Annotated in this window: 24 protein-coding genes; 9 read left to right on the plus strand and 15 right to left on the minus strand. The window is 73.4% G+C overall.

Annotated elements, in window-relative coordinates; translation table 11 throughout:
• Positions 1-14 precede the first annotated feature (14 nt).
• On the plus strand, positions 15-1,424 hold the full coding sequence (locus LDL48_RS09205) for a gamma-glutamyltransferase (RefSeq protein ID WP_225254598.1): 1,410 nt from the start codon (positions 15-17) through the stop codon (positions 1,422-1,424).
• A 466-nt stretch (positions 1,425-1,890) separates the two neighbouring features.
• On the opposite strand, the gene LDL48_RS09210 is transcribed toward LDL48_RS09205, so the two are convergent.
• Positions 1,891-2,193, minus strand: a complete 303-nt coding sequence (locus LDL48_RS09210; RefSeq protein WP_225254599.1) for an MGMT family protein — start codon at positions 2,191-2,193, stop codon at positions 1,891-1,893.
• Between the two features lie 12 nt (positions 2,194-2,205).
• Between LDL48_RS09210 and proB the strand changes: the two genes are divergently transcribed.
• Positions 2,206-3,378 (plus strand): glutamate 5-kinase, encoded by a 1,173-nt coding sequence (proB, locus tag LDL48_RS09215; protein ID WP_225254600.1) that lies wholly within the window; start codon positions 2,206-2,208, stop codon positions 3,376-3,378.
• The gene (locus LDL48_RS09220) at positions 3,378-4,619 is read left to right on the plus strand and encodes a glutamate-5-semialdehyde dehydrogenase (RefSeq protein WP_225254816.1); all 1,242 of its coding nucleotides are present in this window, start codon (positions 3,378-3,380) and stop codon (positions 4,617-4,619) included. The genes proB and LDL48_RS09220 overlap by 1 nt, the downstream gene beginning before the upstream one ends.
• Here LDL48_RS09220 and LDL48_RS09225 read toward each other — a convergent pair.
• Positions 4,578-5,414: a procyclic acidic repetitive family protein gene (locus LDL48_RS09225; RefSeq protein WP_225254601.1), complete on the minus strand. Its 837-nt coding sequence runs from the start codon at positions 5,412-5,414 to the stop codon at positions 4,578-4,580. The two genes, LDL48_RS09220 and LDL48_RS09225, sit on opposite strands and share 42 nt — an antisense overlap.
• A 67-nt stretch (positions 5,415-5,481) precedes the next feature.
• Positions 5,482-6,015, minus strand: a complete 534-nt coding sequence (locus LDL48_RS09230) for a hypothetical protein (protein ID WP_225254602.1) — start codon at positions 6,013-6,015, stop codon at positions 5,482-5,484.
• Between the two features lie 496 nt (positions 6,016-6,511).
• Between LDL48_RS09230 and LDL48_RS09235 the strand changes: the two genes are divergently transcribed.
• Complete coding sequence (locus LDL48_RS09235; RefSeq protein ID WP_225254603.1) at positions 6,512-6,808, plus strand: cyclic di-GMP-binding domain-containing protein, MshE-related; 297 nt, start codon at positions 6,512-6,514, stop codon at positions 6,806-6,808.
• A 7-nt stretch (positions 6,809-6,815) separates the two neighbouring features.
• Here the strand turns inward: LDL48_RS09235 and LDL48_RS09240 are convergent, their stop codons facing one another.
• The 3 genes from LDL48_RS09240 to LDL48_RS09250 are packed head-to-tail and all read right to left on the minus strand — an operon-like array spanning position 6,816 to position 9,890.
• Positions 6,816-7,625 carry a prenyltransferase/squalene oxidase repeat-containing protein gene (locus tag LDL48_RS09240; RefSeq protein ID WP_225254604.1) on the minus strand — a complete coding sequence of 270 codons (810 nt, stop codon included), beginning with the start codon at positions 7,623-7,625 and terminating at the stop codon, positions 6,816-6,818.
• 55 nt (positions 7,626-7,680) lie between these two features.
• Complete coding sequence (gene moeZ, locus LDL48_RS09245; protein ID WP_225254605.1) at positions 7,681-8,931, minus strand: adenylyltransferase/sulfurtransferase MoeZ; 1,251 nt, start codon at positions 8,929-8,931, stop codon at positions 7,681-7,683.
• 41 nt (positions 8,932-8,972) lie between these two features.
• Complete coding sequence (locus LDL48_RS09250; protein WP_225254606.1) at positions 8,973-9,890, minus strand: DUF3152 domain-containing protein; 918 nt, start codon at positions 9,888-9,890, stop codon at positions 8,973-8,975.
• Between the two features lie 919 nt (positions 9,891-10,809).
• Between LDL48_RS09250 and LDL48_RS09255 the strand changes: the two genes are divergently transcribed.
• Positions 10,810-11,985, plus strand: coding sequence for a hypothetical protein (locus LDL48_RS09255; protein WP_225254607.1), 1,176 nt, complete (start codon positions 10,810-10,812; stop codon positions 11,983-11,985).
• 132 nt (positions 11,986-12,117) lie between these two features.
• Here LDL48_RS09255 and LDL48_RS09260 read toward each other — a convergent pair whose 3' ends face one another.
• The 3 genes from LDL48_RS09260 to LDL48_RS09270 are packed head-to-tail and all read right to left on the minus strand — an operon-like array spanning position 12,118 to position 16,164.
• On the minus strand, positions 12,118-12,957 hold the full coding sequence (locus LDL48_RS09260) for a DUF3152 domain-containing protein (protein WP_225254608.1): 840 nt from the start codon (positions 12,955-12,957) through the stop codon (positions 12,118-12,120).
• Between the two features lie 46 nt (positions 12,958-13,003).
• Positions 13,004-13,984: an alpha/beta fold hydrolase gene (locus tag LDL48_RS09265; protein WP_225254609.1), complete on the minus strand. Its 981-nt coding sequence runs from the start codon at positions 13,982-13,984 to the stop codon at positions 13,004-13,006.
• Positions 13,984-16,164 (minus strand): Daple, encoded by a 2,181-nt coding sequence (locus LDL48_RS09270; protein WP_225254610.1) that lies wholly within the window; start codon positions 16,162-16,164, stop codon positions 13,984-13,986. The genes LDL48_RS09265 and LDL48_RS09270 overlap by 1 nt, the downstream gene beginning before the upstream one ends.
• A gap of 156 nt (positions 16,165-16,320) precedes the next feature.
• Between LDL48_RS09270 and LDL48_RS09275 the strand changes: the two genes are divergently transcribed.
• The 3 genes from LDL48_RS09275 (at position 16,321) to LDL48_RS09285 (ending at position 19,371) form a co-directional block, all read left to right on the plus strand.
• Complete coding sequence (locus tag LDL48_RS09275; protein ID WP_225254611.1) at positions 16,321-16,983, plus strand: TetR/AcrR family transcriptional regulator; 663 nt, start codon at positions 16,321-16,323, stop codon at positions 16,981-16,983.
• Between the two features lie 38 nt (positions 16,984-17,021).
• Complete coding sequence (locus LDL48_RS09280) at positions 17,022-17,246, plus strand: DUF3107 domain-containing protein (protein ID WP_225254612.1); 225 nt, start codon at positions 17,022-17,024, stop codon at positions 17,244-17,246.
• Between the two features lie 274 nt (positions 17,247-17,520).
• A complete protein-coding gene (locus LDL48_RS09285) occupies positions 17,521-19,371 on the plus strand; it encodes a DEAD/DEAH box helicase (protein ID WP_225254613.1) in 1,851 nt (616 codons plus the stop codon).
• Positions 19,372-19,448: 77 nt separating this feature from the next.
• Here LDL48_RS09285 and LDL48_RS09290 read toward each other — a convergent pair whose 3' ends face one another.
• Entirely contained in the window at positions 19,449-19,748 is a 300-nt protein-coding gene (locus LDL48_RS09290) for a DUF2470 domain-containing protein (protein WP_225254614.1), read from the minus strand.
• A complete protein-coding gene (locus tag LDL48_RS09295; RefSeq protein ID WP_225254615.1) occupies positions 19,745-20,401 on the minus strand; it encodes a biliverdin-producing heme oxygenase in 657 nt (218 codons plus the stop codon). The genes LDL48_RS09290 and LDL48_RS09295 overlap by 4 nt, the downstream gene beginning before the upstream one ends.
• An 89-nt stretch (positions 20,402-20,490) precedes the next feature.
• On the opposite strand from LDL48_RS09295, the gene LDL48_RS09300 reads away from it, so the two are divergent.
• Complete coding sequence (locus tag LDL48_RS09300; protein ID WP_225254616.1) at positions 20,491-21,639, plus strand: class I SAM-dependent methyltransferase; 1,149 nt, start codon at positions 20,491-20,493, stop codon at positions 21,637-21,639.
• Positions 21,640-21,675: 36 nt separating this feature from the next.
• Here the strand turns inward: LDL48_RS09300 and LDL48_RS09305 are convergent, their stop codons facing one another.
• From LDL48_RS09305 to LDL48_RS09320, 4 genes are all read right to left on the minus strand, one after another.
• On the minus strand, positions 21,676-22,695 hold the full coding sequence (locus LDL48_RS09305; protein WP_225254617.1) for a DUF8832 domain-containing protein: 1,020 nt from the start codon (positions 22,693-22,695) through the stop codon (positions 21,676-21,678).
• On the minus strand, positions 22,688-22,900 hold the full coding sequence (locus LDL48_RS09310) for a heavy-metal-associated domain-containing protein (protein ID WP_225254618.1): 213 nt from the start codon (positions 22,898-22,900) through the stop codon (positions 22,688-22,690). The genes LDL48_RS09305 and LDL48_RS09310 overlap by 8 nt, the downstream gene beginning before the upstream one ends.
• Positions 22,901-23,056: 156 nt before the next feature.
• A complete protein-coding gene (locus LDL48_RS09315) occupies positions 23,057-23,365 on the minus strand; it encodes a metal-sensitive transcriptional regulator (protein ID WP_225254619.1) in 309 nt (102 codons plus the stop codon).
• Between the two features lie 162 nt (positions 23,366-23,527).
• The gene (locus tag LDL48_RS09320) at positions 23,528-25,684 is read right to left on the minus strand and encodes a DEAD/DEAH box helicase (protein WP_255627765.1); all 2,157 of its coding nucleotides are present in this window, start codon (positions 25,682-25,684) and stop codon (positions 23,528-23,530) included.
• Positions 25,685-25,800 lie beyond the last annotated feature (116 nt).

Below are 25,800 nucleotides of genomic sequence, written 5' to 3' on the forward strand. Positions count from 1 at the left end.
CTACGCTTCGGCCAATGGACAGCGACAGTCGCGTCGCGGCCGGGGTGGCCGCGAGTCATCCGGTGACCGCGGAGACCGGGGTGCAGATCCTCCGGTCCGGCGGTACCGCCGCCGATGCCGCGGTCGCCGCGGTGCTGGTGTGCTGCGTCGCCGAGACCATCTACACCGGCCTGGGCGGCGGCGGCTTCGCCACCTACTTCGACGCGGCCTCCGGCGAGGTCACCTGCCTGGACTTCTTCGTCTCGGTACCCGGTCTGGACGCCGACCGCCGACCCGGCCCGATGGTCGCGGTGGACGTGTTCTTCGGCGGCGTGCCCCAGGTGTACTCGATCGGCGGCGCCAGCGTGGCGGTGCCCGGCGTGCCGGCCGGCTGCGGCGAGGTGCACCGGCGCTGGGGCCGCCTGCCGTGGGCCGAGGTGGTGGCCCCGGCCGCCGCCCTGGCCCGCACCGGCGTGGTCCTCCCCGCCGCCCAGGCGCACACCCTGGTGTCCTGCGCGCCGGCCCTGGCGTACGGCGAGGGCGCCGCCTGCTACACCCCGAACGGCACCCTGCTGCAGGGTGGCGACCTGCTCTTCCACCCCGGCCTGGCGACCGCCATGGAGGGCCTGGCGGCGGAGGGCCCGGCGGTCTTCTACACCGGCTCGTTCGCGGACGTCCTGGTGGACGCGGTCCGGGCCGGCGGCGGCGCGCTGGGCCGGGCCGACCTCGCCGGGTACCGCGTCCAGGAGACCGCGGTCGACCACGCCTCCCTGGCCGGATACCGGGTCCACGCCCGGCACGACCTGAACCGCACCGTGGACACCATCGCGGCCCTGCCGCCCGACGTGGCGGACCTGCCCCGCCCGGAGCGCGCGGTCGCCGTGGCCGCCGCGCTGCGCGACCGGGGACGGCAGAAGATCGGCGACACCACCAACGTGTCGGTCGTCGACTCGGACGGCAACGCCTGCGTCATCACCACGACGCTGGGGCTGGGCGCCGCGGTGTGGCTTCCGGGGCTCGGCGTGAACATGAACTCGATGCTCGGCGAGGGCGAACTCCTCACCGACGACCTGGCCCCCGGCCGCCGCATGTCGTCCAACATGTGTCCCCTGGTGGTCACGGACGACGCCGACCACCTGATCGCCGCGGCCGGGTCCGCCGGGGCGTCCCGGATCCGCACCGCCCTGGTGGACACGCTGCTCGGCGTGCTGGTGGACGGTCTGGACATGCCGGCCGCCATCGCCCGTCCCCGGTTCCACGTGGTCGACGACACCGTGCACGCCGAACCCGGACTTCCCGAGGACGAACTGACCGCGCTGGCCGACGCCGGCTGGCGGATCAACCGCTGGTCGGAGAGCAACCACTACTTCGGCGGGGTGACCGCGGTGGGCCTGGGCGGCGCGGCCGGCGACCCCCGCCGGGGCGGAACCGGCCGGCTGCTCTGAGCCGGGACCGAGAGCTGCGCTGAGCCGGGGACCGGGCGGGCGCTCTGAGCCGGAGCCGCCGCCGCTCGACATGTCTGGATTTGTCGGGATACTGCGCACGGCGTGTGGCCGCTTCGGTTGATCACTGGGTGACCACCCGCCGGATCCGGCTTGTGACCCGCTCACTACGTCCGGATTTCTCCCGCTTCGCACTCCCCGGGCGGCCTCAACAACCGCAGATCTTGGAGGCTCAGCCGAATCTTGGAGCGGAATGGCCCCCAGGAGGGCGATTCGCCACCAAGATCTGCCCAGGCCTCCAAGATCTGCCGCGCGGAAGCCGCATATCGGACTAAGGCGGGCCACCGGCTTGCCACCGGCTGGGGCACCGCGGGCCGACGAGCTGCGCAACCGGGCCTGGACGACGCGGACAATGCCTCGCGGGAATCGGCCCGCGGGCGGCACGCCGCTCGGGAACGGCGGGCGGCGGCTACGGGGTCCAGGCGGCCCGGGTCATGTCGACGTGGTCGCCGCGGAGCGGCACCCCGTCGGCCAGCAGCCGTTGGCGGGCCTCCTGCTCGTGGCCGGGCGGGGTGCGGCCCGCGCTGGTGACCACGCGGTGCCACGGGACGCCGCCGCCGTGCCGGGCCATGATGGTGCCGATCTGGCGGGCGGAGTTGCGGCCGGAGCGGTCGGCCAGGGCGTCGGCGATCGCACCGTACGACATCACCTTGCCCTCGGGGATGCGCTCGACGAGGGCCAGCACCTCTTCCACGTACTCCTGGGGTGTCACCGACGCCACGATATGGGATCTCGAGCAGGTCGTCTCCGGCCGTGCGCGCAGAATGGTCGAGTGCGCGATGTGGTGACCGGGGCACGCCGGGTGGTGGTGAAGGTGGGCTCGTCCTCGCTGACCACCGCGGCGGGCGGGATCGACGACCAGCGCGTCGATGCCCTCGTCGACGTGCTCGGTGGACTGGCCGCGGGCGGCCGGGAGGTGGTGCTGGTGTCCAGCGGCGCGATCGCCGCCGGGCTGGCCCCGCTCAACCTGCCCCGGCGTCCGCGCGACCTGGCCACCCAGCAAGCCGCGGCCAGCGTCGGGCAGGGGCTGCTGATCGGACGGTACGCGGCCGGCCTCGCCCGCCACGGGCTGACCGTCGGGCAGGTGCTGCTCACCGTGGACGACGTGACCCGGCGGGTGCACTACCGCAACGCGTACCGGACGTTGCGCAAACTGCTCGACCTCGGGGCGCTGCCCATCGTCAACGAGAACGACACGGTCGCCACCGAGGAGATCCGGTTCGGTGACAACGACCGGCTGGCCGCGCTCGTCGCCGCGCTGGTCCACGCCGACCTGCTGGTCCTGCTCTCGGACGTGGACGCGCTCTACACCGGCAGCCCGTCCGACCCGGCGTCGCGCCGCATCGCGCTGGTACGCGACGACGCCGACCTGGCGGACGTCCAGCTCGGCCGGGCCGGGCGCGCCGGGGTCGGCACCGGCGGCATGGTCACCAAGGTCGAGGCCGCGCGGATCGCCACCGGCTTCGGCATCCCGGTCGTGCTGACCGCCGCGCCGCTGGCCGGCGCCGCGCTGGCCGGCGACGAGATCGGCACCCTGTTCCAGCCGGTGGCGCACCGGCCGACCGCCCGGCTGTTCTGGCTGGCCCACGCCACCGCGCCGCGCGGCCGGCTGCACCTGGACGCGGGTGCGGTGGCGGCCGTGGTGGCCCGGCGCAAGTCGTTGCTGCCGGCCGGCATCACCGCGGTCGACGGCTCGTTCGCGGCCGGCGACCCGGTCGATCTGGTCGACGCCGGTTCGGGTGCGCCGGTGGCCCGCGGGCTGGTGAACTACGACGCGGTGGAACTGCCCGCGTTGCTGGGACGGTCCACTCCGGAACTGGCGGCGGCGCTCGGCCCGGGCTATGAACGAGAGGTCGTCCACCGCGACGACCTCGTCCTCCTCGGAAAGGCCAGATGATGAGTGTGCTTCAGCAGGCGTCCGACGCGCGGATCGCCGCGATCGACCTGGCCGCCGCGACTCGTTCGGAGAAGGACGCTGCGCTGCTGCTGATGGCGGACCGGATGGTCGAGCGGGCCGACGACATCGTCGCCGCGAACGCCGTGGACGTCGCGAACGCCCGTACCGCCGGTCTGTCGGAATCGATGATCGACCGCCTGTCGCTGACCGCCGAGCGGGTCGCCGCGATGGCCGACGGCCTGCGTCAGCTGGCCGCGCTTCCGGACCCGGTCGGCGACGTGGTCCGCGGCTCCGCGCTGGCCAACGGCCTGGAACTGCGCCAGGTGCGGGTGCCGTTCGGCGTGGTCGGGATGATCTACGAGGGCCGTCCGAACGTGACCGCGGACGCGGCGGGCATCTGCCTGAAGTCGGGCAACGCGGCGCTGCTGCGCGGGTCCGGTTCGGCGTTCAGCTCGAACGCGGCGATCGTCTCGGTGCTGCGCAAGGCGGTGACCGACGCCGGCCTGCCGGCCGACGCCATCCAGCTGCTGGACGCCACCAGCCGCGACTCGGTCAAGGAACTGATGCGTGCCCGCGGCCTGGTCGACGTGCTGATCCCGCGCGGCGGCGCGTCGCTGATCAAGACCGTGGTGGAGGAGTCGACGGTGCCGGTGATCGAGACCGGCGTCGGCAACTGCCACGTGTACGTGGACGAGGCCGCCGACCTGGAGAAGGCGCTGGCCGTGGTGGTGAACTCGAAGACCCAGCGGCTGTCCACCTGCAACACCGCCGAGTCGCTGCTGGTGCACTCCGCAATCGCCGACTCGTTCCTGCCGCTGGTGCTGGAGGAGCTGATCGCGGCCGGCGTCACCGTGCACGGCGACCCGCGGGTGGCGAACTACAGCGACGACGTGGTGCCCGCGACCGTCGAGGACTGGCGCACCGAGTACCTGTCCGCGGACCTGGCGGTGGCGGTCGTCGACACGCTCGAGGACGCGCTGGACCACATCCGCCGCTACGGCACCGGCCACACCGAGGCCATCGTCAGCGAGTCGGCGACCACCACCCGGCGCTTCGCGGCACGGGTGGACGCGGCCGCCGTGATGATCAACGCGTCGACCCGGTTCACCGACGGCGGCGAGTTCGGCTTCGGCGCCGAGATCGGCATCTCGACGCAGAAGCTGCACGCCCGCGGACCGATGGGTCTGCCGGAGCTGACCTCAACCAAGTACATCGTCACCGGCAACGGCCACACCCGCTGACGGCTCCAGCTCCGCCTGCGGCTCTGGGGCCCGCTCCGGGTCCGGCTTCCGCTCCGGGTCCGGCTTTCGCTCCGGGTCCGGCTTCCGCTCCGGGTCCGGCTTCCGCTCCGGGTCCGGCTTCCGCTCCGGGTCCGGCTTGATTTCCGGTTCCGGTTCCGGCTCTTGCACCGGCTTCGGCGTTTGCTCCGGCTTCGGTGTTTGCTCCGGGTCCGGCGTCGGCTCAGGGTCCGGCGTCGGCTCAGGGTCCGGCGTCGGCTCAGGGTCCGGCGTCGGCTCCGGCTTCGGGTCCGGGTCGGGCGTCGGCTCCGGGTTCGGGTTCGGCGCCGGCTTTCCCGTCGGCATCGGCTCGACCTGCCGCTCCGGAGCACCGTCCGGCTCGACGCGGAACACCTGGATGATCTTGCTAACCGCCCGCTCCGAGCGCCAGTTCGCGCCGACCACGGCCTCGACGGCGTACTCCCAGTGGCCGTCGGGCACGCCCCGCTCCACGCAGCCCGGCTCGGTCAGCAGTCCGGAGCAGCCGTTCCGGGCGGTCACGACGTCCCCGGTCCGGGCGTCGGTGCGGGTGACCCGGTAACCGCGGACCGCCGCGAACGTCGCCCGGCTCCAGGCCACGGTCACCACCGGCCCGTCCGCGACCGCGATCGGAGCCCGCAGGGCCGGCACCACGGCGGCCCGAGCGGTCACATCGGCGTTACCGGCGGGCGTGTCCCAGGCCGCGAGCGCCGCCGCCGGGGTGGTCACCAGGAGCGCCGTGGTCAGCCCGGCGCTGGTCAGGACGTACCGGATCGTCATGGGTTGCCTTCCGGGAACGGCCGGTGGCGAGGCTCGGGGTCAGCGGGCCCCGCCACCGGGGATCGGCTCAGCTGGCTTCGCTGGAACCGATCACCGATACCGGGATGCTGAACGTGGCGCCCTGGCAGCCGTTGTCCACGTTATTGATCATGCGGACCGCGTTCGCCAGCGTGAACTGCACGGTCTCACCTCCGCCGATCTTGAGCTGCCCACCCGCGGCGGCCATCAGCCGGGCGCCGGCCAGCATGCCGTTGCTGCCGACCGGGCCGGTGCTGAAGTCGCCGAAGTACACACCGGTGTTGCTGCAGAAGCCGATGCCACCGGTGGCCCGGACACCGTCGGACGGCTTCCAGGTGACGTTGGTGACGGCGACCGGGAACTTGTTCGAATTCTTGACCTTGATGATGGCGTCGCCGGTGGCACCCGGGTACAGCGTGGCGTCGGCGGTGGCCGCCACCAGTTCCAGCGGCACGACCGTGTCGGCCTTGGCGTACACGTTGCCGGTGCCGTAGGCGGTCCAGGCAGCCCAGGCGGCGCCGGTGCCGACGGTCACGGCGAGGGCGATTCCGACGACGATGCCACGCTTCACGGACTTGCGCATGATGGCTTTCCCTCCGAAGTGAGTTCGCTTCGCAGGCGCCGGTTTCGCTACTGACTCCCCGCCGGACTGGAGCGACCATCTTCATCGCCCAGCGGATCTTCGTCTCGCCCCGGCCCATCAGGACCGAACATAACTATGCGTTACATGTCCGCCTTGAACCAATGGCCCGTATAACCCTGAGTGATAGCGCTTACGGCTGATCCGCCGGACCGCCGTTCGGCCAGTGACTGTCCGCTCATGTCGGACCGAACCGTCAAGTCGGAGCGGCGGCCGCCGATGGCGTGAGTCATGACCGAGAGTGCGGACGACGGCAGTTCCGGGACCGACACCGTCGAACGCCGGGTATCCGGCAGGCTGTACGGCCGCACCGCCACCGAGATCGCCGGCCCCGCCCGGACGCAGGCCGGCGCCGTGCGGTACCGGCCGGTCCTCGGCCGAGCCCAGCACTACCTCATGCTGGGCGTGGCCGGGCTGCACCGCCTGCCTGGCCAGCGGCGTGCTGCTGGACCACTCGTACTGGTCGCTGTACCTGTGGGCGAGCCTCACCCTGACCATCTCGGTCGCGCCCCTGGTGCACGTCCTGGCCCAGTCCGCGGCCGAGGCGTCCCGCCAGGTGCTCGCGCAACGCCGGATCGGCCACCGCCTGATCCGGGCCGGGCTGATCAGCAGAAAGCAGCTCGACGAGCTGCTCGACCTGCAGGCGACCTCGGAAGAGGCCTGGCAGCGGCTCGGCGACCTGGCGGTACAGCACGGGTACGTGAGCACCCACCAGCTCACCGAGGTACGGCGGTAGCGCCGGGTCAGGACAGTACCGCCCGGATCGCGACCAGCGTGGTGTTGACGTCGAACAGCGGGCCCTCGTCGCTGTCCCAGCCGCCGTCCGCCCGCTGCGTCTCACCGAGCCGTTTGCGGGCGGCGGTGAGCAGCCAGTCGTCGCCCAGGTTCAGCCGGCGCAGCGCGGCCGCCATCGACGCCGTGTCGGCCGGGGACATGTCGCCCAGCCGGTCGCCCAGCACCAGCTGGATCCGCGCCGACTCGTAGAAGTACTGCTGTTCGTGCAGCAAGCCCGCGGCGTGCCAGCCGGCGGCCAGGAACGACGGCCAGGTGCCGTCCGGGCGCAACCGGGCGGCCACGTACCGCGCGGCCTCCGCCATCGCCGGGCCGTGCCGGGCCGGCGCATCCCGGCGCGGGTGCGCCTCCAGCTCGGCGACCGCCAGCCAGAAGCCGGCCACCGCGGTCAGGTACAGCGTGGCCTCCGGATCGCCCGGCCGGGCCCAGGCCGGCGCCTCGACGGCCAGCGCCTCGTCCTCCTGGAAGGTGCCGTCCCGGCGCTGCACACCGACCAGCCAGGCCAGCGCCCGCTCCACCGCGGGACCGCGCAGACCGCCGAGATCGTCCAGCTCACCGAGCCGGAAACAGGTGGCGTCCACCGACGACGTCACGCCCTCGCCGGACGGCGGCCACCCGCCGGACTGAGTCTGACCGGCGCCGATCCGATCCACGATGTGCGGTGGCGGCGGCGCGCCGGTGCGGAGGAACGCCAGCCGGGCGCGCTCCACCGGATCACCGTGCGCCACCACGTACCCGATTGCGGCATCGATATCCACCACGACGGAGACGGTACAGCTCAGCCCGCTGATCCGCTGGCCGGAGCCGCACCGCCGGTCAGTACGACGGCAGCGACGGATCCACCGTGTTGACCCAGGAGACGACGCCGCCCTGGACGTGCACCGCGTCCTTGAACCCAGCCGCCTTCAGCGCGGCCAGCGCCTCCGCCGACCGCACGCCGGACTTGCAGTGCAGCACGATCTGCCGGTCCTGCGGGAACCGGGACAGCGCATCGCCGGAGAGGATCTCCCCCTTCGGGATCAGCGTCGCGCCGGGGATGCGGACGATCTCGTACTCGGCGGGCTCACGGACGTCGACCAGGAACACGTCCTTGCCGGAGTCCTGCCACTCCTTCAGCTCCTTGGCCGTGATCGTCGCGTCGAGCGTGGCCTCCTGCGCCTCCGGGGAGACCGCACCGCAGAAGTCCTCGTAGTCCTCCAGCAGGTCGGTGACGGTCGGGTTGTCACCGCACAGCGCGCAGGCCGGGTCCTTGCGTACCCGGATCTTGCGGTACTCCATCTCCAGGGCGTCGTAGACCATCAGCTTGCCGACCAGCGGCTCACCGATCCCGGTGATCAGCTTGATCGCCTCGTTGACCTGGATCGACCCGATCGACGCGCAGAGCACGCCGAGCACGCCGCCCTCGGCGCAGGACGGGACCATGCCGGGCGGCGGCGGCTCCGGGTAGAGGCACCGGTAGCACGGGCCGTGCTCCTCCCAGAAGACCGACGCCTGGCCGTCGAAGCGATAGATCGATCCCCAGACGTACGGCTTGCCGAGCAGCACCGCGGCGTCGTTGACCATGTACCGGGTGGCGAAGTTGTCGGTGCCGTCGACGATCAGGTCGTACCCGCTGAAGATCTCCCGGACGTTGTCCCGGTCCAGCGCGGTGTTGTGGATGACCACCTCGACCAGCGGGTTGATCTCGCGGATGCTCGCGGCCGCGGACTCGGCCTTGGGCCGGCCCACGTCGGAGACGCCATGGATGACCTGGCGTTGCAGGTTGGACTCGTCGACCGTGTCGAAGTCCACGATGCCGAGCGTGCCGACGCCGGCGGCGGCCAGGTACAGCAGGGCCGGCGAACCGAGGCCGCCCGCGCCGACCACCAGCACCTTGGCGTTCTTCAGCCGCTTCTGGCCGTCCATCCCGACGTCCGGGATGATCAGGTGGCGCGAGTAGCGGCGGATCTCGTCGACGGAGAGCTCGGCGGCAGGCTCGACGAGCGGGGGCAGGGACACGGTGTACTCCCCGGGTTGGCGGTAAGGTGCGCTGCCCCATTGTTGCTCGTTGTCGCCGTGAACGGACATGACGTGGAACACCGGCCCGACATGCGGGATGGGGAATACCGTCAGTCGGCCGGCGGACCCGGGTAACGGCGGCCGTCGATGTAGGGCCAGGCGTTCGCGACACAGCCGTTCAGACCGTACGTCTGCTGCTGCATCACCGGGGCCGGCTGCCCCGGACCGGGGCAGGACTCGTGCTCGTACCCGAGCTGGTGCCCCACCTCATGATTGACGGCGTACGCCCGGTACGTCTCCAGCGGCGCGCCGTAGTCGGGCACCGCGTCCTGCCAGCGGTCCTGGTTGATCACCAGCTGACCGGGCAGCCGGCAGGACGAGAACCCGCCGGTCTCCAGGCCACCCGCCCGGCACATTCGCTCCGACGTGTCCGGCGACGCCAGGTACACGGTGAAGTCCGAGGCCGCCGCGGCCGGCACCCGCTGCAACCGCACGTCGCCACCGGCGATCCAGCCGCGCGGGTCGCCCAGAATCCGCTCCACCTCGGCCGCGAACGCCGCACCGTCGCCCAGCCCCAGCACCGTCTCCACGCTCACCTTGAACGGCCGGAGCGCGCCCCCGGTGCCCAGCACCGACCCGTACCCGCCGGCGAACGTGAACTCCCCCACCACGTCCGGCGGCGCGACCGCCGCGGCGGCGGCAGTGGTGGTCGGCGCCACCGCGGCGCTGGGCTGCGGGCCGGCCGGCACGGACGCCACCGGCGGAACCGCCGCCCGGCGGCTACCGTCACCCCGGATCAGCGACCCGACCACCACCACGAACGCCGCCAGCAGCACGAACGCGAGCACCACCACGAGCCGCCGGCGTTGCAGCGAGCGACGGCCGGCGGCGGCCGGCGCGGCGTCGTCACGCGGCAGGACGACGATCGGCGGCCGCACCGCCTCGGGCGGCCCGGCCGGCGCCCGGGACGTGGCCGGAGGCCGGCCCGCGGCCGGGCGGGTGTGCGACGGGGTACGCGACGGCGCCACGATCCCACCGGACCGGCCGAGGGACGGGCGACGGGTCGGGGGCGCGGCGTCGTCGGTGTGGCCGTCGTCCGGGGTCGGTTCGGGGTCTGGTGTCGGGGCGAGGGCTTCGGGGCCTGCCGTGTGCTCGGTGCCGGTTGGCTGCTCGGTGCCGGTCGGCTGCTCGGTTCCGGTCGGCTGCTCGGCTCCTCCTGGCTGCTCGGCTCCTCCTGGCTGCTCGGCTCCTGCCGGCTCCGTGGCTTCCGGGTTTGCGGCCTCGGGGGTCGCGGCCTCCGGGTGGGCCGGGACGGGGCTTGCCGGCACGGGGCTTGCCGAGACGGGGCTTGCCGGGACGGGTGCGGCTATGTCGCCGGGCTCCGGGCGGAGTCTGACCGTTGTCGTGGGGTTGTCGGCCGCGGGTGGGTCGGTGTGCGGCGAGGCGGCCGGTTGCGGTGTCACGGTCCGTTGCGGTGTCACGGACGGATCCGTCGTCGCGGTCGGCTGCGGCGCCACGGACTGATCCGATGTCGCGGTCGACTGCGGCGTCGCGGACAGGCTCGGTGCCGTGGCCGGGGTCGGGTTCGGGTGGGGTTCGGGGCTTGTCGGATCTGGGCGCGGTTCGGCCTCGGCCGGACGCGCGGGTGCGATCCGCGGAGCCGCGGTGCGTTCGGCCGCCCGGGACCGGGTCCGCTTCAACGCGGCCGGTTTGGTCGGCGCCTCGTCGGCCGTGGCCGGCTCCGGCTTGGCGTGACTCTTCCGGGGCGGCGCGGCCTTGGCGGCACCGGTCCCCGGCGTCCCGGTTGGGCGGTCGCCGGCCGCACTCGTGGTGGGTGGCTCGATCTCGGCTGGTCCGTGGGATGCCGTCTTGCGGGGTCGCTTCGTTTCGGTGGGTGTTGCGTTCGCCTTGGCAGGTGTGGCCCGTGGCGCGCTGGCCGGGGGTGACTTGACGTTCGATGTCTTGTCCGAGGCCGAGGTCCTAGCGGGCTGGGCCTTCCTGACCTGGGCCGACTTGGACGGCGAGCCGGCCTTGTCGGTGGGGGTGTGGTTTGCGGGGGCTGCCTTGGCCGGAGACGGGGCCTTGGCGGGCGACGCCTTCGTGGTCGGCGCGGCCTTCGCCGTCGGCGCGGCCTTCGCGGGCGACCCGGCCTTCCCCGTCGGCGCGGCCTTCGCGGGCGACCCGGCCTTCCCCGTCGGCGCAGCCTTCGCCGGTGGTGTGGCCTTCGCGGGCGGTGTGGCCTTCGCGGGCGGTGTGGCCTTCGCGGGCGGCGCAGCCTTCGCCGAGGGCCTGGTCGGGGCGGCCTTCGCGGTCTGCGCAGCCTCTCCCGGCACGGCCTTTGCCGGCGCCGCCGGCTTCGTGGTTGGCCGGACTGTCGCGGAGGTGTTCTTCGTGGCAACGGCGGTAGGCGCATTCCTCCCAGCAGGAGAAGCCTTGGTATCGGGCGCGGCCTTCCGGCCAGCCACAGCCTTCGTAGTGGACGCACCCTTCGTCGTTGCCGCGCTCTTGGCGCTCGACGGTGAGTTCGTCCCAGGCGCCGCCTTCACGTCCGGAGTCGCCTTCGCCGCCGGAGCCGCCTTCACCGCCGGAGCCGCCTTCACCGCCGGCGCAGCCTTCGCAGCCGGAGCAACCGGAGCAACCGGAGCAGCCGGAGCAGCCTTCACCGCCGGAGCAGCTGGAGCAGCCGGAGCAGCCGAAGCCGCCGCCTCCCTCGACCCCGCCGCCGTGCCGCCGAGCTTCCCGGCGGCCTCGGCAACCGCTCGACGACCGGCCTCGAACGCGGCCGCCGCATCCGGCGCGGCCGCCACATCAGGTCCGCCTGCCGCACCCGGCCCGCCCGCCGCACCCGGTCCGGTCACGTCCGGTCCAGCCGGTCCCACCACCCCCGATCCGATGCCGATCGGTTCGATCGCGTCCGGTTCGGCTCGGGGCGGTTCGGTGCCGGTCCGGGGCACGGCGGCCCGCACCGAGACGTCGGAAGCGGAGGAAGTGCGGGCCGGCACACTGCCGGTGCCGCGTCGTGGGGAACGCTCGACGGCCGCCGTGGGCTGGTTCGGCTGGGCAGAGTCATCGGCGGCGGCCCGTAGCTCTGCGGAACCTTTTGTCGGCTTTGCCATAACATAAGCCAGGGTGCCATGGGTGGAGGCGCGCCACAGGCGTTTCGCGAGTCCCCGCAGCAAGCAATCAGCCCGGCTGACGCACCGCGCCCACGAGCACACGAGCCGCGATCCGGCTCGCGGCGACGGCCACGCCTTCTCAGAACCTGGAGGGACCCGTCAGTTCCCGGGCACCACGGCGGGGCCAGGCGTTCGGCGTACATCCGCGCAGGGTCAGCGTCTGTTGCACCATCACCGGCGCCGGACCGCCTCGCTGAGGACATCCCTGGTGGTGTTTGCCCAGTTCGTGGCCCACTTCATGGTTGATCACGTACTGCCGGTAGGTGCGCAGCGGGACCTTCGCCCTGGTGAACGTGGGTGCCGACGAACGCCACCGGTCGAGGTTGAGGATGGCGCGGCCGGTGGTGCGGCATGAGGTGTACGGCCGACCGCCGATTCTGATGTTGACGCCGCCACGCTCGCACATGGTGGCGGCGGTGTCGCGGGTGGCGAGGTAGACGGTGAAGTCGTGCTCGTCGCGGCCGGCCACCCGCTGCAACCGGAGGCGCCCGCCGCCGGTCCAGCTGCGTTTGTCGCCCAGCGTGGCCTCGACCTCGGCGGCGAACGCCGCCACGGGTTCGCCGCTGCCGTGTTCGACGGCGACCCGGAAGCGGCGCACCGGGCCCTTCGTGCCGAGCACCTTGCCGCGGCCGGGCGCGTACCCGAACTTGCCGGTGCCGCGCGCCGGGATCGGACCCCGCGCCGCGGTCGACGCCGGGGCGGGCGCCGACGCGGACGGCCGGACCGGTACGGCGCCGAACGCGCGCGGCGTGGTGCTGACCACCGGCGCCGGTGGTGGGGCCGGGGTCAGCCGGGGCAGCACGGCTCCGCCGGCGAGCAGCAGGGTGAACACGCCGAGCCCGGTGGACCACCAGCGCCGGCGCCGCTGCCGGTGCATCCGGCGGACGGCCGGGTGGACGGGCGTACGGACGTCGATCATCGAATGCCAGCGTTACACAACCGCCGTCCGTTGTCTCGACGAACGTCTAGGCGGAGCGGGTGACGTCCCGCGCCAGTGGCGACCCGATGTCGGCGAGCATGCCGACGATGGCGCGGGCCACCAGCCGGGGCACTTCCATCTGCGCGACGTGGCCGACGCCGGGCAGGAGGAGCAACCGGCTGTCCGGGATGGCCCGGGCCACCTGGATCGGCACCCGGGAGTCCACCAGCTTGTCGTTGAGGCCGCCGATCACGCAGGTGGGCGCGGTGATGCGGGCCGCCAGGCGCCATTGCGAGTTCGCCCCCGGCAGGTACGCCCGCAGGAAGCTCGACACCAGGCCGCGCAGGGTGCCGAGGTACGCCTTCGGGTAGTGCGCCACGGTGTACCGCAGCCGGATCTCCTCGATCGCCTCGGCCCGTCGCTGCTCGTGGATCCGGCTGGTGTCGCCGAAGCAGGCGATCAGCACCTGCTCGGCCATCTCCTCGACGGTCATCCGGGCGAACGCCCAGGCCAGCAGCCGGTCCGCCCGGGGCAGTGCGAGCAGTGGCAGCACCCGGCCCTGCGCGGTGCGGCGCGGGTCCAGGAACGGCATGGCCGGCGAGATCAGCGTGAGCGTGCGGACCAGGTCGGGACGGAGGGCGGCGACCCGGACCGAGATGGAGCCGCCGAGCGAGTTGCCGACCAGGTGGACCGGGCCGCGGCCGGCGTGGTCCAGGTAGGTGATCAGGCGGTCCGCGAACGCCGGGATGGAGTAGCGCGGGTGCGGGTCGCTGTAGCCGAAGCCGGGCAGGTCCACCGCCTGGCCGTCGAAGCGGTCGGCGAGCAGGCCGGCCACGTCGGTGAAGTTCTGCGAGGAACCACCGAGGCCGTGTACGTAGACCGCCGGCTCGGCGGTGGGCGAGGTCGCGGGGGTGTCGCGTACGTGCAGCATGGTGCCGTCCACCAGGACCCGGCGGGCGGGCCAGGGTGGCAGTACGGCGCCGTCCGGCAGGAGTGCGCCGTCGTCGGCGAGGATGCAGCCCTTCATCAGGCCAAGAGTGCCTCAAGTCGCCGGTTGACGGCGGCCAGCGTGGCCCGGACCATCGCGGCGTACCGGTCCTCGCCGGCCACCACCGCGGAGCCGGACAGCTGTTCCACCCAGCCTCCGCAGGACAGCAGCACCACGACCACGGCCACCTGGAGCGACCCGAACGGCACCGCCGCGGCGTGTTCCACGAAACACCGGGCCGGGCCGTCGTCGTGCTTGGACGTGACGAGCAGGTCGTCCAGCGCGGTGGCGGTGGCCATCGCGCACAGCCGCAGCAGGTATCCGTCGAAGGCGGGCCCGGTGGCGACACCCGACTGGGTACGGCCGCCGGCACTCAGCCGGACCTCCACGGTCGCCTCGTTGCCGAACGTGTTGACCTGCACGTTGTCGATGACCACCCGCGGGCCGGGCTGGTCGCCGGGATCGAGCGGCCGGGGCGGTACGCAGGTGACGCCGGTCGGTTCGGGCTCCGCCGGCCGGGACGCCGCCGGGGCGACGGGTGCGATCGGGCCACCGGGCACGGCGGCGGCGGGCGCGACCGGCACGGCCGGCGCGTACTGCTCCACGGGCTCGGCGGGGGCTTCCGGCTCGGCCGGACGCAGGGTGGCGGCCCGGCCGGCCTGCGGTGCGGTGGGCAGCCGTTGCAGATCCTCGCCCGGCGCCGTGGAGGTTCCGGTCGGCGCCCGGCCGGGGCCGGCCTGGCTCGGCACGAACGGCGTGGTGACCGGCGGCCCCGAGGCCGGCGCCGCGGGCAGTGGCGGCGCGCCGTCACCCTGCATGGCCGCGTCCAGGCCCATCCGGTCCTGTAGCAGGCGGGCCACGTGACGGCTCACCTCGGCCGGGTCGGCGCCCTCGGCGAGGTCCAGGCGCAGGCTGTGCGCGCCGGCCGGGGTGGACCGCAGCGACGCGTCGCGGACGCCTTCGACCTCGCGTACCGCGGCGAGGATGGCCTGGACGTCGAAGCCTTCCTGGCGCTCCTGCGACTCGGACAGCACGTCATCGCGACGCAGGTGCGTCGCGATGCGGGCCAGCGCAGGGGTCTCGGCCGGTGGCTCCACGGACGGCGGCTCCGGGACGGTGGGTACGTCCGGCTCGGCCGGGACGCGTTGGGGCAGCGCCCGGGCGATGGCGTCGGCGGCCGTAGTCTCGCCGGGGTCGCCGGCGGGCCGGCCGGGATATCCGGTGTACGCCGTGGGCGCGGCGTATCCGGTGGAAGCGTCGGCGGGTGGCACGGATCCGGCCGGGGGTGCGGAGTCGTACCGCAGCCGGCGCGGGAAGCTGACCGGATCGTACGACGACCGCGCCGTCGGGGCGGACGCACCCCGGTCGTCGGTGGGCGCCGGCTCGACCCGGGGCAGGCCGTCCAGCGGCGTGGCCGGGTCCAGCGCGTGCCGGGCCGCGTCGTTGCGCGCCGGTTCCGGGGCCGCCCAGTCGGCACGCCGCCCGCCGGGGGTGGCCGGGCGGACCGCCGGGAAGATCGGCCGGGTCGGGCGCTCCAGCGGCACCGCGGCGCGCTGCTGGGCGGCCGGCGGTTCGTTCCGGGTGGCGTCGTCCAGATCACCCTCGTACGGGTACGGCGGCGCACTGTTCGGCGCCGGCGCGTCCAGCGGGCTGCGGGCACCGAGCTGCCGGTCGTCGTTCTCCAGCGAGTCCGGGCGCCCGGGCTGGGCGGGGCCGGTCCGGGTGGGATCGGGGTACGCGGGGGCCGGGAGACCGGTGGGCTCGGCGCCGTTGGCGGACAGTGTGTTCATCAGGTCCGAGTATCGCGACCGGCTCTCCGACCAGCGCGGTGCGCCGACGTCCCGGGTGTCCGGCGCCTGCGGCGGATGCGGGTCTCCCGAGGTGAAACGGGGTGCGGAAGATTCCGGGGCAGGGAAAGTCGACCCGAACGGGCGTACCTCTCCGGAGGGGTGCCGGTCCACGAACGGCCGCTCGCCGAACGGCCGGACCTCGCCCGACGGGTGTTCCGGCGGAAGGTTCTGCCGGGTGAACGGGCGCACCTCCGTGGACGGGCGACGCCAGTTCGGGACGTCGTCCTCCTCCGGGTCGAGCGCCGACCCGGCGTTCGACCACGGGCCGTCGGATCGGGACCAGCCGTTCAACAGGGTGCGGTCACGTGAATCGGCACCGGCGCCGCTCTCGGCGGCCCCGGTGTCACCGGAATGCCCTGTTTCATCCACCGCGCGCTCCTCGGTCGCCCCCGCTGAGGCTACCGTGTGGTTGCAGTGGCGATAAGTTGCAGCGTCGCGACAATTGCCCGCCCTGCCGTGGACCACGGCGTTTAGGGCAAACCGCGTCCACACATCGCGGGGAAGACGTCTCGGAGGTTTCCCACCATGACCGCTGCGACCGGCGGCGCGCAGACGGCAGGCCGTCCCACCCGGCTGCCGCGCTCGGCGCGCCGTAAGCAACTCCTGGCCGCCGCTCAACAGATCTTCGTCGCGCAGGGTTACCACGCTGCCGCGATGGACGACATCGCCGAGCGGGCCGGCGTTTCCAAGCCCGTGCTCTACCAGCACTTCCCCGGCAAGCTGGAGCTGTACCTGGCCCTGCTGGACACGCACTGTGACGCGATAATCGCCAAGGTGCGGAGCGCAATGCTCGCCACCCCGGATAACAAGGAGCGGGTGAAGGGCGCCGTGCAGGCGTACTTCGACTTCGTCGACCACGAGAGCGAGGCGTTCCGCCTGGTGTTCGAGTCCGACCTGCGCAACGACCCGCAGGTACGGGAGCGGGTGGAGCGGGTCGAACAGGGCTGCATCGCCGCGGTGACGGATACCATCATCTCGGACACCGGAGTCGACCCGGACAGCGCCGCGCTGCTCGCGGCCGGCCTGGTGGGCGCCGCCGGACAGTCCGCGCAGTACTGGCTGGCGACCGGCCGGCGAATCCCCAAGGACGACGCCGAGACCCTGGCCGCGGCGCTGATCTGGCGGGGCATCGCCAGCTTCCCGCTGCAGGGTGGGTCGTCACCGGGAACGCCGTCCGAAATCGGCTAGCCTTCATGGCGGTAGGCCAATTCGTTAGGGAGGACCCCGTGGAGGTCAAGATCGGCGTGCAACACGCGCCGCGCGAGCTGACGCTCGAGAGTGCGCAGACCCCGGCGGAGGTTGAGCAGTTGGTGAGCGAGGCCCTGGCCAAGGACAGCGTGCTCGCGCTCACCGACGAGAAGGGCCGCAAGGTGATCATCCCGATCGCCAAGGTGGCCTACGTGGAGATCGCCGAGTCGTCCAACCGGCCGTTCGGCTTCACCACTCGCTAGACACACCGGTCACGGCAGGGAACCCCGACCCCGGGGTTCCCTGCCGTGTCTTCGGTCCGAGGTGCGAGATCTCCTGGTCGGGTAGACTGACCTTGTCGCGCCGACGTCAACCCGTACAGGCCCGGACAGAACGTCATGATTCGGACCGGGTTGACGCCTCGCCGCCGCGACGCGCGTGCGGCCCGCGAGACCAAACTCGCGTGTGGCCCGCGCCCTACCCATACCGCGCCCAGGACTTCGACGGGCGCACCACGAGAGGCACCCGCAGAACTCCATGACCGACATCGACAACGGAACAGAACCAGCTCTGGTACCCGTGCTCACCCGCGCACCGGTACGCCCGGACAGCCCCACCTTCGCGGAGCTGGGCGTGCGCGCCGAGACCGTGGCGGCACTCGCCGCGGCCGGCATCACCAACGCCTTCGCCATCCAGGAGTACGCGCTGCCCATCGCGCTGCGCGGCACCGACATGATCGGCCAGGCGCCGACCGGCACCGGCAAGACGCTCGCCTTCGGCCTGCCCCTGCTGGAGCGGGTCACCGCACCCAGCGAGGGCGCCGACGGCCAGCCGCAGGCACTCGTCGTGGTGCCCACCCGCGAACTGGGCCTGCAGGTGGCCCGCGACCTCGCCGCCGCCGGCGCCACCCGGGGCGTCCGGGTGCTCCCGATCTACGGCGGCGTGGCCTACGAGCCGCAGGTCGACACCCTGAAGCGGGGCGTCGAGATCCTGGTCGGCACGCCCGGCCGGCTGCTCGACCTGGCCAAGCAGAAGCAGCTCAAGCTCAACGTGATCCGCGCCCTGGTGCTCGACGAGGCGGACCGGATGCTCGACCTGGGCTTCCTGGACGACGTCGAGAAGATCCTCGCCATGCTGCCCGAGCAGCGGCAGACCATGCTGTTCTCGGCCACCATGCCGGACCCGATCGTGGCGCTGTCCCGCCGGTTCCTGCACCACCCGGTGACCATCCACGCCGGCCACACCGCCGAGTCCGGCCCCAGCCCGCTGACCAAGCAGGTGGTGTACCGCACCCACCCGCTGAACAAGCTGGAGATGGTGGCGCGGATGCTGCAGGCCCGCGAGCGCGGCCTCACCATGATCTTCACGCGCACCAAGCGGGCCGCCGACCGGGTCGCCGAGGACCTCGACTTCCGCGGCTTCGCGGTCGCCGCGGTGCACGGTGACCTGGGCCAGGGCGCGCGGGAGCGGGCGCTGCGCGCGTTCCGTACCGGAAAGATCGACGTCCTGGTCGCCACCGACGTCGCGGCCCGCGGCCTGGACGTGTCCGGCGTCACCCACGTGATCAACTACGACTGCCCGGAAGACCCGGACACGTACACCCACCGCATCGGCCGCACCGGCCGGGCCGGCGCCACCGGCGTCGCGGTGACGTTCGTGGACTGGGAGGACATGCCGCGCTGGGTGCTCATCGACAAGTCGATGGGCCTCAACATGCCGCAGCCGCCGGAGACCTACCACACCAGTCCGGCGCTCTACGCCGACCTGGACATCCCCACCGACGTGTCCGGCACGCTGCCCACCGCGGGGCGTACCCGGGCGGGCCTGTCGGCCGAGGTCGAGGAAGATCTGGGCGGCGGCACCCGGCGGCGCGGGCGGTCCGGCCCCGGCGCGGGCGGCCCCGGCCGCGGGCGGTCCCGCGGACGCGGCGAGGCCGACGCACCGGCACCCGAGGAGACGGCCGAGCGCCCCAAGCGCCAGCGTCGCCGGCGCCGGGTGGAAGACGACGCAACGGCTACGGACGCCACCGCCGCCGCGCCGTCCACGACCGACACCGGCGCCGACACCGCGGCCGAACCGGCCGCGGAGCAGAAGCCGGCCCGCACCCGCCGCCGTCGCACGGCCGCCGCTCCGCTCTTCGCGGACGGCACCGACCAGGGTGACGCCGTGGCCACGACCGATTCGGCGGGCGCCGACACCGACACCGACTCGGACGACGCGGATCGCCCGCGCCGCCGGCGTCGCCGTGGCGGCCGCGGCAGTCGCGGCGCCGGGAGCGCGACCGACACCGCCACCGGCGAGGGCGGCTCCGAGACGGGAGCCGGCACCGCCGGCGGCGAGATGACGGGCGGCTCCGAGGCGGGCGTCGGCACCACCGCAGACGACTGACCCGGCCCGCCCGGCCCGCCTCGGTGGGCGAACGGAGCGGGATCGAGGGCCGAGGACGGCAGGAGAAAACCGACGGGTCAGTGCCGGGGGTCGACGCCCAGGACGGCGCAGGCGTCGCGGTACATCCGGACGGCCTCGGCCCGGACCTGGCGGCGTTCGGTCAGACGTTCCGGGAACGGAATCCGGATCGGGACGGCGATACCGTCCACCGTGGCGTCGAAGTCCATGCCGTCGGGGTCCAGGCCGGACATCCGTGCCGCGGTGGCGGCCGGCGCGCCACCGAGACCACGGACGATCACCACGTTGTCGTCGGCGTGGTCGTCGTTCATGTGCCGGGCGATCTGCATCACCACGTCGGGCGGGAACGGGTCACTCATGAGGTCCAACGCTCCGTTAATTCGGCCAGAACGGCAATATTCAGACGGTACGCCTCCCGCACCTCGGACAGGAACGCATCCTCGTCGGCCGACGACCAGGCGACGTCGTCCAGCATCTCGCGGTACCGGGCCCGAAACGACGGCGGCCGGATCCCGTCGAACACGAAGAACCGGTGCCCCTCGCCGTTCAGCCCGTACGCCCGGGCGATCGCCGGACCCAGGTACTGCCCGCCGGAGAGGTCGCCCAGGTAGCGCGTGTAGTGGTGTGCCACGAACGCCGGCGCCGAGTGGGCCGCGACCTCGTCGAGGCGGGTCTGGTAGGCGACGGTGGCGGGCAGTGCGACGATCCGTTCGGCGAAGTCCGGGCCGGCCAGGTGCCCCAGGTCGGCGGCGAGGGCCGGGACCCGCGCCAGCTCCGGCCGGACGAAGGGGCCGGCGACCGGGTCGGCCGACATCGGCACCGCGGCACTCTCCAGCGCCGAGTAGATGAACCAGTGCTGGGCGGCCAGGTCGACGTACGCGTCCCGCGGCAACCGGCCCGCGGCGAGCGCGTCCAGGAAGCCGCTGCCCTGCGCCGCGTCGTGATCGGCGCTGGTGCCGGCCCGCACGCGCGCGGACAGACGCTGCGACTCGGACGGGTCGGCTACGGCCATCGTTCCGCACCTCGCTTCTGGGGTTAGGTCAGCCTAACAAGGTGATCGGGATTTCGAGATCCACACGTGGGCCGAGGCAGAATGGACGGATGCCACAGCCGCTCGACACCGCCCTCGCCGAAGTACGCGACCTGCTGCTCGACCCGGCCCTCACCCGGGCGGTCGCGGCCGGCCGGCGCCGCGGCCACATCCCGTCGGTGAACCGGGCGGAACTGCGGCCGGTCGCGCTCAAGGGCGGACCGCGGTTGCAGATCGTCACCGATGACGGCGCCCGCCCGTACACCCGGAATGTCGCCCCCGGCTCGGAGGCCGCGGCCGCGGTCGACGCGCTGCTCGCGGAGCCGTTCGGGAACTGGCATGTGGAGACCGCGTCGGCGACCGTGCAGGTCCGGGTCACCAAGAAGGGCGACGCCCAGGTGCACCGGGCCGCGGCCACCACCGCACCCGCGGCGCCGCAGCAGCACGACCGCACCAAGCAGTGGCTGCTGGACCCGGGTGATCCGCTGTTCGCCGTGGTGGGCGGGACGGCCGCGAAGCGCCGCCAGGTCGACGCCTTCCTGCGCGCGTTGGCCGCGACGCTGCCGGACGACCCGGCCAGTCTGCCGTCGCCGCTGCGGGTCGTGGACCTGGGCTGCGGCAACGCGTACCTGACGTTCGCCGCCTACCGCTACCTGACCGATCTGGGCGCGGACGTCCAGGTGGTGGGTGTGGACGTCCGCGACGATCAGCGGGTACGCAACTCGGCGGTCGCCGAACAGCTGGGTTGCGCCGACCGGGTCACGTTCGTGGCCGGCACGATCAGTGACGCCGAGGTGGCGTACCCGCCCGACCTGGTGCTGGCCCTGCACGCCTGCGACACCGCGACGGACCAGGCGCTGGCCCGGGCGGTGCACTGGAACGCCCGGTGGGTGCTGGCCGCCCCGTGCTGTCACCACGACATCGCCGCCCAGCTCAAGGCCGGCACCGCGCCGCCTCCGTACGGCGAGCTGACCCGGCACGCCATCCTGCGCGAACGGTACGCCGATGTGCTGACCGACTCGCTGCGGTCGGCGCTGCTGCGGTTGCGGGGGTACCGGGTCGACGTGGTCGAGTTCGTCGACTCCGCCCACACGCCCCGCAACCTGCTGCTGCGCGCCCGCCACACCGGGGCGGCACCCACCGACGAGCAGCGGGCCGAGTATGCGGCGCTGACCGCCCAGTGGGGCGTGACCCCCGCCCTGGCGAAACTCCTCCACTGACCGCAACCGCTCCCCCGACGACGGCCCGGACGCCGGTCAGCCGACCACGGCCGTCCAGGCCGCCGTGTGTACCCGGCCGGCGACCTTGAAGTCGAAGAACATCCGGTAGCGGCCGGGCCCCGGCGCGGCGAGCCAGAACTTCAGCTTGCCGTCGACCGGCTGCGCCTCCGGGTGGACGTGCACGTAGCCGAGGTCGCCCTCACGCAACACCACCAGATGCCCGAACGCCCCGAGGTACGGCTCCACCGCGGCCGGCCGCCCGTCGGCGGTGGCCACGGTCATCAGCAGCGGCTGGGTGGAGCCGGTGCTGGGCGTTCCTTCGTACCCGACCGTGAATCCGTCCACGGCCGCCTGCCGGACCGGTGCGGGCAGCGGGACCGGCGCGTAGTTTCCCGCGACCGTCAGGTCGACGCCCAGCGTGGTGGCGATCGGCCGACCGCCGACGATGGCGGTGAAGTCGGCGACGGCGCGGTAGCTGCCCGGCGCGGCGAGCGTGAGGTCGACGCTCCAGGTGCCGTCCGGCGCCATGGTCGGATGCAGGTGCTGGAAGCCGGTGAGGTCGCGCCGGATCACGATGAGGTGCAGCGGCTTGTCGTGCACGATGGCGTACGTGGTGATCGGCGCACCACCCGGCCCCGCGATGGCGAAGCGCAGCGGTTGCGCCCGGCCGGCCGGGAACGTGGTGCCGCGCGGGGTGATGGTCAGCCCCGCGGCGGTGACCGCCAGACCCCCCACGCCTTCCGCACCGGCCGTCTGCGCGCCGCCCACCGGAGTGACCGGCCCGGCGCCGCCGTGCTCGTGCGGCACCGTCCCGTCGCCGCCGTGCTCGTGCGGCGCCGTACCGGTGTCGTCGGGCACCGCCGCGCCCGCGCCGTCCCGGGCCGGCTCGCCGGCGGTCGCGCTCGCCTCCGGTGCGGCGTTGCCGGTGCCGCCCTCGCTCAACCGCCCGATGCCGTACGCCGTGAACAGCACGACCACCAGGACGGCGCCGAGCGCGGCGAGCCGGAAGTTCGTCCGGTCCCCGGCGGGCGGAGTCTCCTCGACCGTGTCAGGCATCGGCGAGTGCGTAGCCGGCCTCGTCCACCGCGGCCCGGACCGCGTCGGCGGACAGCGGCTCCGCGCTGGTCACGGTGACCGCGCCGGTGCCGAGATCCACCTGCACGTCGGCCACGCCCGGAAGTTCGGTCAGTTCGGTGGTGACGGCATGGACGCAGTGCCCGCAGGTCATTCCGGTCACGGTGTAGGTGCTGGTGACTGCCATGGTCATTCCCTTCGGGCCCGGACTCGAGGTCCCGGCCATCGTCCCGCCGCGCGGCCGGATCGGGTGGTCTCTGTCGATTGTGGTCCCCGGTCAGGTCCGGCCGCTGCCCCGGTCACCCACCGGCCGGACGTGCCGCCTCATCTGCTCGCGACGGACTCAGGACCGCACGAGGCGGGCAATCGCGTCCGATGCCTCCTTGACCTTGGCGCTCGGATCGCCGGCCCGCGCGGCGTCCACGACGCAGTGCGCGAGGTGGTCTTCGAGCAGCCCCACCGCGACCGAGTGCAGCGCGCTCTTCGCGGCCGAGATCTGGGTGAGCACGTCGATGCAGTAGGTGTCCTCGTCCACCATCCGCTGCAGTCCGCGGATCTGCCCCTCGATCCGGCGCAGCCGCCCGAGCAGCGCCTGCTTGTCTCCGGAGTAGCCGTGCGGTCCTGCGTGTGAGGTCGTGACGTCGTCAGACATGCACGAAGCATACCCCCCTCCCGTATAAGGTGACACGTGACCGCCAAGCGTCGCTTTAGACCGTTTTGCATCGTTAGGTCCGGCGTGCCGTCTGGTCTGCCCATCCGCGGACCTGGACCGCCGCATCGCCGCTGCGGCCCGGCGTCTCGGAGTGACCGGAGGTCAGCCCGCCACTCCCAGGGCCAGCGGCAGCACGGCGGGAGCGCCCGCCCGCCGCAACGCGCGCCCGGCCAGCACCATCGTCCACCCGGAGTCGACCAGGTCGTCGACCAGCAGGACCGGCCCGTCCAGCTCGGCGAGGGCGGTCGCCATCTCCGGCGGCACCCCGAACGCCTCGTGTAACGCCCGGACCCGCTGCGCGCTGTTGCCGCGCGGCCCGGCATCCCCCACATGGGCCGACGTGAGCGTGCCTAGCAGCGGCAGGCGGCCGATCGTGGCCACCCGGGTGGCGATGCTCTGCACGAGTTCCGGGCGGCGGTGCGAGCCGACCGCGACCACCGCCGCCGGGCGTTGCGCCCACCGGTCGTCCCCGTGCGCCCAGGCCTTGAGCACCTCGACGACCGCGGCGACCACCTCGTCGGACACCGGGCCGTCCGGCGCCTCCGGCGCGACCAGTGCCCGCAGGCGGTCACCCCACCCCAGGTCGGACAGGCGCCCGACGGCGCGACCCGGCGCGATCTGCTCGGCCGGCGCGATCCGGCCCTTCAGCGGTACGCCGACCGAGTCCATGCCGGTCGGCCAGAGCTTCTTGGGGGCGATCTCGACGCCGGGCCGGCCCAGGAACGCGTGCGCGGCGGCCAGCGAGTCCGCCGACACCTCCGCGTCGAACTGGGGCCCGGCACACCTGTCGCACCGCCCGCACGGCGCGGCGCCCGGGTCGTCGAGACTGCGCCGCAGGAACTCCATCCGGCAACCGGTCGTGCCGGCGTACTCGATCATGCTCTGCTGCTCGGCGGTCCGCGCCTCCGCGACCCGGCGCAGGCGCTGCGTGTCGTAGGTCCATGGTTCTCCGGTGGCCAGCCACCCGCCCCGGGTGCGGCGCACCGCGCCGTCCACGTCGAGGACCTTCAGCATCAGTTCGAGCCGGGCGCGGCGCAGGTCCACCAGCGGTTCCAGCGCGGGCGTGGACAGTGGCCGGTCCGGTGAGAGGTTGGCGAGGACCGAGCGGACCTGCTCCTCCGGCGGGAACGCCAGCGAGGCGAAGTAGCGCCAGATGGCCACGTCCTCCCGGCCGGGCAGGAGCACCACCTCGGCGTGCTCGACGGCCCGGCCGGCGCGGCCCACCTGCTGGTAGTAGGCGATCGGCGAGGGCGGCGCGCCCAGGTGCACCACGAAGCCCAGGTCGGGCTTGTCGAAGCCCATGCCGAGCGCGGACGTCGCCACCAGCGCCTTGATCTTGTTGTCCAGCAGGTCCTGCTCGGCCGCACGCCGGTCCGCGTCCTCGACCTGACCGGTGTAGGAGGCCACCGGGAAGCCCCGCGACCGCAGGAACTCGGTGGTCTCCGCGGCCGCGGCCACGGTCAGCGTGTAGACGATGCCGGAACCCGGCAGCCGCTCCAGATGATCGGCGAGCCAGGCCAGCCGGTGCGCCGCCTGGGGCAGCTCCAGGACGGCCAGGCGCAACGAATCGCGGTCCAGTGGGCCGCGCAACACCAGCGCATCACCCAGTTGGTCGGCGACGTCGGCGGTGACCCGGGCGTTGGCGGTGGCGGTGGTGGCCAACACGGGGGTACGCCCGGAGAGGCCGGCCAGGAACGTCCGCAGTCGCCGGTAGTCGGGCCGGAAGTCGTGGCCCCAGTCCGAGACGCAGTGTGCCTCGTCCACGACCAGCAGGCCGGTGGTCGCGGCCAGGCCGGGCAGCACGTTGTCGCGGAAGTCGGGATTGTTGAGCCGCTCCGGGCTGATCAGCAGGACGTCCACCGCACCGGCCCGGATCTCGGCGGTGATCTCGTCCCACTCGTCGAGGTTGGCCGAGTTGATGGTGCGGGCCCGGATGCCGGCGCGCGCCGCCGCCTCCACCTGGTTGCGCATGAGGGCGAGCAGCGGCGACACGATGACGGTCGGGCCGGCCGGTGGCTCCCCGGCCTCGGCGGTCACCCCGTCGCGCAGGAGCGCGGTGGCGACGAAGTAGACCGCGGACTTGCCCCACCCCGTGCGCTGCACACACAGCACCCGCCGGCGGTCGACCACCAGCGCCTCGATCGCGCGCCACTGATCCTCCCGCAGCACCGCGTGCTCCCCGGCGAGCCTGCGCAGCACCTCCTCCGCGCACTCCCGCACGGCGGCGCGCTCCGCCTCACCCACTGCCCCTTGCGTCATCTCGGCCACGCCGCATGTCTACCAGCCCGGCCCGACAGAAAGCGGTTGTCCACAGGCCGACGGCAGTTATCCACAGGCCGGAGGAAAGTGGGATCCGATCCGGGCGGCCCGTGAAA

The organism is Jidongwangia harbinensis, from assembly GCF_020216025.1.
In the GTDB taxonomy this organism is placed as follows: Bacteria; Actinomycetota; Actinomycetes; order Mycobacteriales; family Micromonosporaceae; genus Actinoplanes; species Actinoplanes harbinensis.

Coding starts and splice junctions, on each gene's coding strand:
- LDL48_RS09205 (WP_225254598.1), top strand. CDS start 15: ATGGACAGCGACAGTCGCGTCGCGGCCGGGGTGGCCGCGAGTCATCCG.
- proB (WP_225254600.1), top strand. CDS start 2,206: ATGGGATCTCGAGCAGGTCGTCTCCGGCCGTGCGCGCAGAATGGTCGA.
- LDL48_RS09220 (WP_225254816.1), top strand. CDS start 3,378: ATGAGTGTGCTTCAGCAGGCGTCCGACGCGCGGATCGCCGCGATCGAC.
- LDL48_RS09225 (WP_225254601.1), bottom strand. CDS start 5,414: ATGACGATCCGGTACGTCCTGACCAGCGCCGGGCTGACCACGGCGCTC.
- LDL48_RS09230 (WP_225254602.1), bottom strand. CDS start 6,015: ATGCGCAAGTCCGTGAAGCGTGGCATCGTCGTCGGAATCGCCCTCGCC.
- moeZ (WP_225254605.1), bottom strand. CDS start 8,931: ATGTCCGTTCACGGCGACAACGAGCAACAATGGGGCAGCGCACCTTAC.
- LDL48_RS09260 (WP_225254608.1), bottom strand. CDS start 12,957: ATGATCGACGTCCGTACGCCCGTCCACCCGGCCGTCCGCCGGATGCAC.
- LDL48_RS09265 (WP_225254609.1), bottom strand. CDS start 13,984: ATGAAGGGCTGCATCCTCGCCGACGACGGCGCACTCCTGCCGGACGGC.
- LDL48_RS09275 (WP_225254611.1), top strand. CDS start 16,321: ATGACCGCTGCGACCGGCGGCGCGCAGACGGCAGGCCGTCCCACCCGG.
- LDL48_RS09285 (WP_225254613.1), top strand. CDS start 17,521: ATGACCGACATCGACAACGGAACAGAACCAGCTCTGGTACCCGTGCTC.
- LDL48_RS09290 (WP_225254614.1), bottom strand. CDS start 19,748: ATGAGTGACCCGTTCCCGCCCGACGTGGTGATGCAGATCGCCCGGCAC.
- LDL48_RS09295 (WP_225254615.1), bottom strand. CDS start 20,401: ATGGCCGTAGCCGACCCGTCCGAGTCGCAGCGTCTGTCCGCGCGCGTG.
- LDL48_RS09300 (WP_225254616.1), top strand. CDS start 20,491: ATGCCACAGCCGCTCGACACCGCCCTCGCCGAAGTACGCGACCTGCTG.
- LDL48_RS09305 (WP_225254617.1), bottom strand. CDS start 22,695: ATGCCTGACACGGTCGAGGAGACTCCGCCCGCCGGGGACCGGACGAAC.
- LDL48_RS09310 (WP_225254618.1), bottom strand. CDS start 22,900: ATGGCAGTCACCAGCACCTACACCGTGACCGGAATGACCTGCGGGCAC.
- LDL48_RS09315 (WP_225254619.1), bottom strand. CDS start 23,365: ATGTCTGACGACGTCACGACCTCACACGCAGGACCGCACGGCTACTCC.
- LDL48_RS09320 (WP_255627765.1), bottom strand. CDS start 25,684: ATGACGCAAGGGGCAGTGGGTGAGGCGGAGCGCGCCGCCGTGCGGGAG.